This window comes from Streptomyces sp. B5E4 (assembly GCF_039871555.1).
GTDB lineage: Bacteria > Actinomycetota > Actinomycetes > Streptomycetales > Streptomycetaceae > Streptomyces.
Window position 1 is genome coordinate 155,220 of the sequence record NZ_JBDPMI010000016.1, and the last position, 10,821, is coordinate 166,040.

General features: G+C 76.0%; 8 protein-coding genes and 2 pseudogenes. 9 read left to right on the forward strand and 1 reads right to left on the reverse strand.

The features are described 5' to 3' along the window. Positions 1-59: 59 nt before the first annotated feature. Complete coding sequence (locus ABGA99_RS21400; RefSeq protein WP_347581588.1) at positions 60-674, forward strand: TetR/AcrR family transcriptional regulator; 615 nt, start codon at positions 60-62, stop codon at positions 672-674. Positions 675-740: 66 nt separating this feature from the next. Here ABGA99_RS21400 and ABGA99_RS21405 read toward each other — a convergent pair whose 3' ends face one another. Beyond that, complete coding sequence (locus ABGA99_RS21405; protein WP_347581587.1) at positions 741-1,271, reverse strand: Lrp/AsnC family transcriptional regulator; 531 nt, start codon at positions 1,269-1,271, stop codon at positions 741-743. A gap of 161 nt (positions 1,272-1,432) precedes the next feature. On the opposite strand from ABGA99_RS21405, the gene pdhA reads away from it, so the two are divergent. The 8 genes and pseudogenes from pdhA to ABGA99_RS21445 form a co-directional block, all read left to right on the forward strand. Further along, positions 1,433-2,578 (forward strand): pyruvate dehydrogenase (acetyl-transferring) E1 component subunit alpha, encoded by a 1,146-nt coding sequence (pdhA, locus tag ABGA99_RS21410; RefSeq protein ID WP_347583223.1) that lies wholly within the window; start codon positions 1,433-1,435, stop codon positions 2,576-2,578. Beyond that, positions 2,575-3,612, forward strand: coding sequence for an alpha-ketoacid dehydrogenase subunit beta (locus ABGA99_RS21415; protein WP_347581585.1), 1,038 nt, complete (start codon positions 2,575-2,577; stop codon positions 3,610-3,612). The genes pdhA and ABGA99_RS21415 overlap by 4 nt, the downstream gene beginning before the upstream one ends. Continuing rightward, a complete protein-coding gene (locus ABGA99_RS21420) occupies positions 3,612-5,114 on the forward strand; it encodes a dihydrolipoamide acetyltransferase family protein (RefSeq protein ID WP_347583224.1) in 1,503 nt (500 codons plus the stop codon). The genes ABGA99_RS21415 and ABGA99_RS21420 overlap by 1 nt, the downstream gene beginning before the upstream one ends. A 33-nt stretch (positions 5,115-5,147) precedes the next feature. After that, a complete protein-coding gene (locus ABGA99_RS21425; RefSeq protein ID WP_347581583.1) occupies positions 5,148-6,074 on the forward strand; it encodes a DUF6457 domain-containing protein in 927 nt (308 codons plus the stop codon). Continuing rightward, positions 6,071-7,846 carry a molybdopterin molybdotransferase MoeA gene (locus ABGA99_RS21430; RefSeq protein ID WP_347583225.1) on the forward strand — a complete coding sequence of 592 codons (1,776 nt, stop codon included), beginning with the start codon at positions 6,071-6,073 and terminating at the stop codon, positions 7,844-7,846. The genes ABGA99_RS21425 and ABGA99_RS21430 overlap by 4 nt, the downstream gene beginning before the upstream one ends. Continuing rightward, a pseudogene (locus ABGA99_RS21435) lies at positions 7,843-8,847 on the forward strand (potassium channel family protein); the annotation flags it as partial. The gene ABGA99_RS21430 and the pseudogene ABGA99_RS21435, both read left to right, overlap by 4 nt. Positions 8,848-9,118: 271 nt before the next feature. Beyond that, positions 9,119-10,096 (forward strand): NAD(P)H-quinone oxidoreductase, encoded by a 978-nt coding sequence (locus ABGA99_RS21440; RefSeq protein WP_347581581.1) that lies wholly within the window; start codon positions 9,119-9,121, stop codon positions 10,094-10,096. Positions 10,097-10,213: 117 nt separating this feature from the next. Continuing rightward, a pseudogene (locus ABGA99_RS21445) lies at positions 10,214-10,821 on the forward strand (hypothetical protein); the annotation flags it as partial.

Genomic DNA, 10,821 nt, shown 5'->3' on the forward strand with positions numbered 1-10,821 from the left:
TCGGGCTTCGCGGCTAGAGTAACCGAATGATCGGTCGGGGCAAGAGAGGCTGTGGATAAGTGGCCGAGAGCAGGCGGATAGACGCGCAGAGCGGCGCGAAACGGGACACGTACACCCCCGAGACGCTGCTCGCCGTGGCCGTCGAGGTCTTCCTGGAACGGGGGTACGACGGCACCTCGATGGAGCACCTCTCGCGCGCCGCGGGCATCTCCAAGTCCTCGATATACCACCACGTGCGCGGCAAGGAGGAGTTGCTGCACCGCGCGGTCAGCCGCGCGCTCGACGGCCTCTTCGGCGTCCTCGACGAGCCCGCCGCGCGCACCGGCCGTGCCGTGGACCGGCTGGAGGCCGTCGCCCGGGGCACGACCACGGTGCTGATGGCGGAGCTGCCGTACGTGACGCTGCTGCTGCGCGTCCGCGGCAACACGGAGACGGAGCGCTGGGCCATGGAGCGCCGGCGCGAGTTCGACGCGCGGGTGGCGGCGCTGCTCAAGGAGGCGGTGGCGGACGGCGACCTGCGGGCCGACGTGGACGTCCGGCTGGCCACGCGGCTGCTCTTCGGCATGATCAACTCGATCGCGGAGTGGTACCGCCCGCGTGCGGGCAACGCCCACGACGACGCCGAGGTCGCGGCGGCCGTGGTGACGCTGGCCTTCGCGGGCCTGCGGACCTGACGGCGGGCGGCCCGCGCGGGGCGGGCCCCGGGGGCGTACGCGACGGTCGGGGCCCCGGGCGCGTACTCAGCTCAGCAGGTCGTTCTGCACGTCCGTCTCCTCGAAGACCAGCAGCGTGCGCGTCGACAGCACCTCCGGGATCGACTGGATCCGGGTCAGCACCAGGTCGCGCAGCGCGCGGTTGTCCTCCGTGTGCACCAGCAGCAGCACGTCGAAGTCCCCGCCGACGAGCGCGATGTGCGCCGCGCCCGGCAGTTGTTCGAGCTGGCGGCGGGCCGTGCGCCAGGTGTTCTGGACGATCTTCAGCGTGATGTACGCGGACGTCCCCTGCCCCGCCCGCTCCTGGTCGATACGGGCGGCGAAGCCGCGGATCACGCCGTCGTCGATGAGGCGGTTGATGCGGGCGTAGGCGTTGGCGCGGGAGACGTGCACCTGCTCGGCGACGGAGCGTACGGAGGTGCGGCCGTCGGCGCGCAGGATGCGGATGATCTCGCGGTCGACGGAGTCCGGGCGGCGGGCCGGCGGGCGCGGCGCGGGCACCGCCGGGGCGGTGGCGGGCAGGTCGGGGGTGTCGTCGGCCAACTGTTCTTCCGCCATGCCGTACCGCCTCCCCTTCCTGGACGACCTGCTGCCATTGGAAGCTGTGCAGAACCGTTTGTCCACAGGCTGGGGTTCCCTGTAGCCAAAATGTGCCGTCAACCGAACAATCGGTAGGGAGTGCAAGAGGACTCAGCCACGCCCACAAGGAGGTGGACGTCATGACGGTTCTTGAGCAGCCCGGCCGCGCCTACCACCCGGCGCCCCCGCCGGCCTGGAAGCCGCGTACCGACGCGGCCCCCCTGCTGCCCGATCCCGAGCCGTACCGCGTGCTCGGCACCTCCGCCGCCGAGAAGACAGACACCGGACTGCTCCGCGAGCTGTACGGCGCGCTGGTCACCGGCCGGCGGTACAACGAACAGGCCACCACCCTGACCAAGCAGGGCCGCCTGGCCGTCTATCCGTCCACGACCGGCCAGGAAGCCTGCCAGGTCGCCGCCGCCCGCGCCCTGCGCCCGCAGGACTGGCTCTTCCCCAGCTACCGGGACACGCTCGCCGCCGTCGCCCGCGGCCTCGACCCCGTGCAGGCCCTCACCCTGCTCCGCGGCGACTGGCACACCGGGTACGACCCCGCGGAGCACCGCATCGCCCCCCTGTGCACCCCGCTCGCCACCCAGCTCCCGCATGCGGTCGGCCTGGCCCACGCCGCCCGGCTCAAGGGCGACGACGTCGTCGCCCTCGCCATGGTCGGCGACGGCGGCACCAGCGAGGGCGACTTCCACGAGGCGCTGAACTTCGCCGCCGTCTGGCGCGCCCCCGTGGTCTTCCTCGTGCAGAACAACGGCTTCGCGATCTCCGTCCCCCTCGCCAAGCAGACCGCCGCCCCCTCCCTCGCCCACAAGGCCGTGGGGTACGGGATGCCGGGCCGCCTCATCGACGGCAACGACGCGGTCGCCGCGTACGAGGTCCTCACCGAGGCCGTCGAGCGGGCCGCCGGCGGCGGCGGCCCCACCCTCGTCGAGGCCGTCACGTACCGCATGGACGCGCACACCAACGCCGACGACGCCACGCGGTACCGCACGGACAGCGAGGTCGAGCCCTGGCGCGGCCACGACCCCATCGCGCTGCTGGAGGCCGAGCTGACCGGCCGCGGGCTGCTCGACGAGGCGGGCGCGGCCGCGGCCCGCGCGGCGGCGGAGGAGCTGGCGGCGGGCATGCGCGAGCGGCTGCACGCCGACGCCGAGCTGGACCCGATGGACCTCTTCGCGCACGTCTACGCCGAGCCGACCCAGCAGCTCCGCGCGCAGGAGAGCATGCTGCGCGCCGAGCTGGAGGCGGACCTGCAGGCAGGGGAGGAAGAGCGATGACGACGACCGCCGTCGCCGGCACCGCCGCCGGGCGCAAGCCCGCCACGATGGCGCAGGCCCTCACGCGCGCGATGCGCGACGCGATGGCCGCCGATCCCACCGTGCACGTCATGGGCGAGGACGTGGGCCGGCTGGGCGGCGTCTTCCGCATCACGCAGGGCCTGGCCGAGGAGTTCGGCGAGGACCGCTGCACGGACACCCCGCTGGCCGAGGCCGGCATCCTCGGCACGGCGGTGGGGATGGCGATGTACGGGCTGCGCCCCGTGGTGGAGATGCAGTTCGACGCCTTCGGCTACCCGGCGTTCGAGCAGCTCGTCAGCCACGTCTCCCGGATGCGCAACCGCACCCGGGGGGCCACCCCGATGCCGCTGACCATCCGCGTCCCGTACGGCGGCGGCATCGGCGGCGTCGAGCACCACGGCGACTCCTCCGAGGCGTACTACATGGCCACCCCCGGGCTGCACGTGCTCACGCCCGGCACCGTCGCCGACGCCTACGGGCTGCTGCGCGCGGCCATCGCCTCCGACGACCCCGTGGTCTTCATGGAGCCCAAGCGGCTCTACTGGTCGAAGGCCGGCTGGGACGCCGAGCGGCCCGAGGAGGTGCCGGGCATCGGGCGCGCGGTGGTGCGCCGGCCGGGCACGACGGCCACGCTCGTGACATACGGCCCGTCGGTGCCGGTGTGCCTGGAGGCCGCCGAGGCCGCGCGGGAGGAGGGCTGGGACCTGGAGGTCGTCGACCTGCGCTCCCTGGTGCCGTTCGACGAGGAGACGGTCGCGGCGTCCGTACGGCGCACCGGCCGGGCCGTCGTCGTCCACGAGTCGCCCGGCTTCGCCGGCCCCGGCGGCGAGATCGCCGCCCGCATCGGCGAGCGGTGCTTCCACCATCTGGAGGCGCCCGTGCTGCGCGTCGCCGGCCTCGACATCCCGTACCCGCCGCCGATGCTGGAGAAGCACCACCTGCCGGGCGTGGACCGCGTGCTGGACGCGGTGTCGCGGCTGCAGTGGGAGGCCGAGTGGACGGAGGGCGGCTGATGCCGGAGGTCCGCGAGTTCGCGCTGCCCGACCTGGGGGAGGGCCTGACGGAGGCGGAGATCGTCACCTGGCTGGTGGACGTCGGCGACGTCATCGCCGTCGATCAGCCGGTGGTGGAGGTGGAGACGGCCAAGGCGATGGTCGAGGTGCCGTGCCCGTACGGCGGCGTGGTCACCGCCCGCCACGGCGACCCGGGCACGGAGGTGCCGGTGGGGTCGGTGCTGGTCACGGTGGCGGTGGAGACCGGGGCCGGAGGCGGATCCGGGGCCGGTGGCGGATACCGGGACCGGATCGAGGACCGGATCCGCGGTGCGGGTGCCGGTGCGGCGGACGGCGCTTCGGCGGGCGGCGGCCCGGCGGGCGCGGTCGACGGCGCGGCGGTCGACGCGCGGGCCGCGGCGGAGTTCGCCGGGGAGGAGACGGGCGGCTCGGGCAACGTCCTCGTCGGCTACGGCACGAGCACCGGCGGCACGCGCCGCCGGCGGCGGAGTGCCGGCGCCGCGCGAACGGCGCATGCCGGCGGCCCGGTTCGTCCCGGAGCCGGCGGGCCGTCTCCGCAGACTGAGGCGCCGCCGGAGGTTCCGGCGGACGGACCGGTGGCCGTCATTTCGCCGCTGGTGCGGCGGATCGCCCGGGAGTCCGGGCTCGATCTGCGCACTCTCACCGGCAGTGGGCCGCACGGGCTGATCCTGCGCGCCGACGTCGAGGCCGCGGCTGCGGGACGTACGGCGGTCGGTGACGCGGCAGTCGGTGCCGCGGCACGGACCGCAGGCGCCGCCACGGTGGGGTCCGCCGCCGGTGGCGGGCTCGCCGGGGGTGAGCGGGTGCCGTTGCGGGGAGTGCGGGGGGCCATCGCCGACAAGCTGTCGCGTAGCCGGCGGGAGATTCCCGATGTCACGTGCTGGGTGGACGCCGACGCGACGGAGCTGCTGGCGGCCCGGCGGGCGATGAACGCCGCGGCGGGGGACCGCCCCGCGGTGTCGCTGCTCGCGCTGCTCGGCCGCGTCTGCACCGCCGCGCTCGCGCGCTTCCCCGAGCTGAACTCCAGGGTGCAGGGCCGCGAGATCGTCCGGCTGCCCGCCGTCCACCTCGGGTTCGCCGCGCAGACGGACCGCGGGCTCGTCGTCCCGGTCGTACGCGACGCGCACGCGCTCTCCGCCGAGCGGCTCTCCGCCGAGATGGCGCGGCTGACCGAAGCGGCGCGGGCCGGCACGCTGACGCCCGCGGAGCTGACCGGAGGCACGTTCACGCTGAACAACTACGGCGTCTTCGGCGTCGACGGCTCGACCCCGATCCTCAATCACCCCGAGGCCGGCATGCTCGGCGTGGGGCGGATAGCGGAGAAGCCGTGGGTGCACGACGGCGAGTTGGCGGTGCGGCGCGTGGTGGAGTTGTCGTTCACGTTCGACCACCGGGTGTGCGACGGCGGCACGGCGGGCGGCTTCCTGCGGTACGTGGCCGACTGCGTCGAGCATCCCGCGGTGCTGCTCAGGGCCCTCTAGCGCAACGGCGCGTGGCGGGTAGGGTCCCGTGCCATGGAGGAGTCCGGCGGTACGGGGTCCGAGGCGGGGTCCGGCGCGGCGCACGCGGGTGCGGGCGCCGGCGCGGCCGGGGCGTACGCCGCCGTCGTGCTCGCCGGAGGAGCCGCGCGGCGGCTCGGCGGGATCGACAAGATGGCCCTGCGCGTCGGCGGGCGGACCCTCCTGGACCGGGTGCTGCGCGCCTGCCGCGGCGCCGGGCAGACGGTCGTCGTGGGGCCGCGGCGCCCCACGGTCCGCCCGGTGACCTGGACCCGCGAGGCGCCGCCCGGCGGCGGACCCGTCGCCGCGCTGGCCGCCGCGCTGCCGCTGACCTCGGCCGACACCGTCGTGCTGCTCTCCGCCGACCTGCCGTTCCTGGACGACGGCACGGTCCGTACCCTCCGCGAATCGCTAGAGGTGGCCGGGGACGGCGTGGACGGGGCGATGTTCGTGGACGGCACCGGGCGGGACCAGCCGCTGGTCGCGGCCTACCGCGGCGAGTCGCTGCGGCGCGGCCTCGCGCTGCTCGCCGTCGAGTACGGAGGGCTCGCCGGGCTGCCGCTGCGGCTGCTCACCGGGGAGCTGAAGCTCGTCCGGTCGGCATCCGGTGCCACGTTCGACTGCGACACCTGGGAAGATCTGGCCACGGCCAGGGACCGGATCAGGGAGCATGGGCACGTGCTGGATGAATGGCTCGCAGCGGTCAAGGAAGAACTCGGTCTCGACACCGAGGTGGACACCCGCGTCCTGCTCGACCTCGCGCGCGACGCCGCGCACGGAGTGGCGCGCCCCGCGGCGCCGTTGACGACGTTCCTCGTCGGCTACGCGGCGGGGCGGGCCGGCGGCGGCCCGGAGGCGGTCGCGGAGGCGGCGCGCAAGATCACGGCGCTGACGGAGCGGTGGGCGGAGGAGGCGGCCGAGGAGGGCCGGTCGGACACATGACGTCGGATCGGCGCGGCGACCGGCGCACTCCCGGGACGGGCGCCGGAGCCGGGAGCGGGAACGGGAGCGACGGCGAAACCGGGCCCCGCGGCGACGAGTTCGCGGACGCGCTGGCGCTGGCGAACGACCGCCGCGACCTGGCCGCCGCCTACGGCGAGGCCTTCACCCCCGCCGGCCCCCCGCCGCCCGCGGCTCCCGCACGGTCGGGTACGTCCGGTGAGCCGGCACGCACGAACCGGGACGCCACGGCCGGCGCCGCCGCGCGCGGGGTGACGGGCCGCAGCCGTGCACGTCGCGGGGCCGAACCCGCGGCGGAGGGCGACGGGCCGTCGGCGCGTACCGGCTCCGGGCGCGGTGGGGATCCGCTGGACGTCGCGCTCGGGCTCGATGCGCGCGCCGGGCGCGAGCCCCGCGATCCGCGCGGGCTGTCCTGGGACGCCGCCCGCCGGGCCGCCGTACGGTCCGGGCGGCGGCTGGGCGCCGTCGCGGTGCCGGTGGCCGGGGCGTACGGGCAGGTGCTCGCCGATCCGCTCAGGGCGCTCGTCGACCTGCCCCCCTTCGACACCTCCGCCATGGACGGCTACGCCGTCGCGGGCCCCGGGCCCTGGCGGCTCGACTCCGCCGGGCAGGGCATCCTCGCCGGCCACGCCGCCCACCCCCCGCTGCCCGACGGCCACGCCGTACGCATCGCCACCGGCGCCCGCGTCCCGCCCGGCGCCACCGGCGTCCTCCGCTCCGAGCACGCGGAACTCCGCGACGACGGCAGCCTCTACGCCACCGGCGCCACCGCCGCCCAGGACGTCCGTACCGGCCAGGACATCCGCCCGCGCGGCCAGGAGTGCCGCGCCGGCGTGGAGTTGCTGGCCGCCGGGGAGCGCGTCACCCCCGCCGTCCTCGGGCTCGCCGCCGCCGCGGGCCACGACGAACTGCGCGTCGTCCGCCGACCCCGCGTCGAGGTCCTCGTCCTCGGCGCCGAGTTGCTGCACCGCGGCCTGCCCCGCGAGGGCCGGATCCGCGACGCGCTCGGCCCGATGCTGGAGCCGTGGCTGCGCGCGTGCGGCGCGGAGCCGTTCGTCACCCGCCGCCTCGGGGACGACGCGGAGCTGCTGTACGAGGCCGTCGCCACGTCCACCGCGGACGTCGTCGTGACCACCGGCGGCACCGCCGCGGGCCCCGTCGACCACGTCCACGGCACCCTGCGCCGCCTCAAGGCGGACCTGGTCGTCGACGGCGTCGCGGTACGTCCAGGCCACCCGATGCTGCTCGCGGTGCTGCCGACCGGCGCCCACGTCGTCGGGCTGCCCGGCAACCCGCTGGCGGCCGTCTCCGGGCTGCTCACGCTCGCCGAGCCGCTGGTGCGTGTCCTCGGCGGCGCGGCCGTGCCGGAGCCGCCGGAGGCGGTGCTCACCGCGGACGTGAAGGGACACCCGACGGACACCCGGCTGGTGCCGGTCGCGACAGAGCACGGCGCGCATGCTTCCGTGGCGCACCCGCCCGCGCCCTCAGCGCCGATCCCGGGCGCCCAGCGCCCGGCGCGTACCCCCGCGCCCGGCGCCCCCGCCGCGCCCGCCCGCGCCGCAGCCGCCGGTTCGTACCCCGCCGCACGCCCCCTGCACTTCACCGGACCCGCCATGCTCCGCGGCCTCGCCGTCGCCGACGCCCTGGCCGTCGTCCCGCCCGGCGGCGCCCCCGCCGGCGCCCCCGTGCGCGTCCTCCGCCTCCCCTGGGCCGCCGCCTCCGCGGCCGCGACCACCCCGGCAGGCCCCGCGTGAAGTACCCCGACCAACGCGTCGCCCTGCCCCGCCGCCGCCGCGCCCCGCTGCGCCAGGTCGGCGGCCGCATCCTGGCCGCGCTCTTCGTCCTCGCCCTCGCGGTGTTCGTCGTCTACCTCGGCCGCGACGGCTACCACGACAACGCCGGCGGCAAGGTCGGCCTGCTGGACGCCGCGTACTACGCCACCGTCTCGCTCTCCACCACCGGCTACGGCGACATCGTCCCGGCCACCCCGGGCACCCGGCTCAGCACCGTCCTCGTGGTGACGCCGCTGCGCGTGCTCTTCCTGATCATCCTCGTCGGCACCACCCTTGAGGTGCTCACCGAGCGCACCCGCCAGCAGTGGCGGCTCGATCGCTGGAGGTCCACATTGCGCGATCACACCGTCATCGTCGGCTACGGCACGAAGGGCCGCTCCGCGCTGCAGACGCTGCGCGCCAAGGGGCTCGACAAGAGCCAGGTCGTGATCATCGACCCGAGCAGCAAGGTCGTCGAGGCGGCCAACGCCGACGGCTACGCCGGTGTCGTCGGCGACGCGACGCGCTCCGCGGTGCTGCTGCGCGCCGAGGGGCAGCGGGCGGCGCAGTTCGTCATCTCGCCGCAGCGCGACGACACGGCGGTGCTGGTGACGCTGACGGTCCGGCAGTTGAACCCGCGGGCCAAGATCGTGACGGCGGTGCGTGAGGAGGAGAACGCGCCGCTGCTGCGCCAGTCCGGCGCGGACGCGGTGATCACCAGCTCCAGCGCGGCGGGACGGCTGCTCGGCCTGTCGGTGCTGAGCCCGAGCGCGGGCACGGTGCTGGAGGACCTGATCGTGCAGGGCTCGGGGCTGGATCTCATCGAGCGCCCGGCGACCAAGGCGGAGGCGGGTCTCCAGCCGCGTGAGACCGACGACTTGGTGGTGGCGGTCAAGCGCGGGCACCGGCTGATGGCGTACGACGATCCGGACGTCGGCCGACTGGAGATGACGGACCGTCTGATCACGATCAGCCGGGCCGCGGGACCCGCGACGACGCCGGAGAAGGAACGCATAGTCACCCGCGAGGGTGGCTGGGACCTGGGCGGACGCCGGGACCGCAGTCACCGGGACTACGAGGACGTCCGCGATTCCCGCGATTCCCGCGACTCCCGCGGCGCCAGGGGCTACGGCGCCTACGGGGAGTTGGGCGGCGCGGACCGGGACCGCGACCGGGACCGGAACCGGCCCCGCGACGGCGGTCCCGGGGAGGACGGGGGCGGCACGGACGACGCGGAGTAGTAGCGTCCACTCCATGCATGCCATCACCATCTCAGAGCCAGGCGGCCCCGATTCGCTCGTCTGGACCGAGGTCCCCGACCCCGTGCCGGCGGAAGGCGAAGTGCTGATCGAGGTGGCTGCCGCCGGTGTGAACCGCGCGGACGTGCTGCAGCGCCAGGGGTTCTACGAACCGCCCGCCGGCGCCTCCCCGTACCCCGGACTGGAGTGCGCGGGGCGGATCGCCGAACTCGGCGCGGGGGTGACCGGCTGGCAGGTCGGCGACGAGGTGTGCGCGCTGCTCGCCGGCGGCGGGTACGCGGAGCGGGTCGCGGTGCCGGCCGGGCAACTGCTGCCCGTACCGCGCGGGCACGACGCCGTGACCGCCGCCGCGCTGCCCGAAGTGGCGTGCACGGTCTGGTCGAACGTGTTCATGATCGCCCACCTGCGCCCCGGCGAGACGCTGCTCGTGCACGGCGGCGGCAGCGGCATCGGCACGATGGCCGTGCAACTGGCCAAGGCGGTCGGTGCCCGGGTGGCGGTGACGGCGGGCAGCGTGGAGAAGCTGGAGTACTGCCGCGAGCTGGGCGCGGACGTGCTCATCAACTACCGGGAGCAGGACTTCGTCAAGGAGGTGCGGGCCGCCACGGGGGGCGCGGGCGCGGACGTGATCCTGGACATCGTCGGGGCGGCGTATCTGGCGCAGAACGTGAAGGCGCTGGCGGTCAACGGCCGGATCGCGGTGATCGGGCTGCAGGGCGGCGCGAAGGGGGAGCTGAACCTCGGCGCGCTGCTGGCCAAGCGCGGCGCGATCACGGCGACGTCGCTGCGCGGTCGCCCGCCTGGCGAGAAGGCGGCGATCGTGGCGGCGGTACGGGAGCACGTGTGGCCACTGGTGGAGGCGGACCGGGTGCGGCCGATCGTGGACCGGACGCTGCCGGTGCAGCAGGCGGCGGAGGCGCACCGGGTGATGGAGTCGAGCGCGCACGTGGGGAAGCTGCTGCTGACGACGTGAGGGGCGGGCGGTACGCCGTGCGGGTGGGCACCCGTACGGCGTAGTCCCGAATGTCGGCTTTGTTGGTTTATGTGACTCTGTTCACGTCAGCACTGCCGGCACGGAAGGGTCCCCGCCGTGGCTGCTCCCGCACGTCGACTGCGCCTCGCGGCCGGGGTGGTGGCGGTGGTGCTGTGGCAGGGGGTCGTGTACGGGAGCGATGCGGCGGGCGCCGGCACGGGGCGGCCGGCGGCGTACGGGGTGAAGACCGCGGCACCGGCCGGAACCCGGCACGAGGCGACCCGGCCGGGCGCGGCGGCGAAGCCCGCCCGCATCGCCGACCCTCCGGCGAACGCCGCGGCGGCCCACCGTCCCGATGCGACGGCCGCCCGTCGCGGTCCCGCGGCCGCCCACCCCGGCGCGACGGCCGGCCACCCCGGCGCGACGGACGGACGGCCCCGCGCGACAGGCGGCCGCCGCGGCGCCGCATACACCCGCCCCGGGCCCGCGGACGGCCACCCCCGCCCGGCGGCCGGCCACTCCCGCACCGCAGCCACCCGACCCGGCGCCGCGGACGGCCGACCCGGCGCGGCAGCCGCTGGACTCCGCGCCGCCGACGCCGCACGCCGGACGGCGGCCCGCTCCCCGGACGCCACCCGCGCCCCCGACCCGGACCGCCCCCGCCCCGGCGACCTCGCCGGCAGCGGCGCGGGTGAAGGCAGGCGCCACCCCGGTCGCCCCCGCCC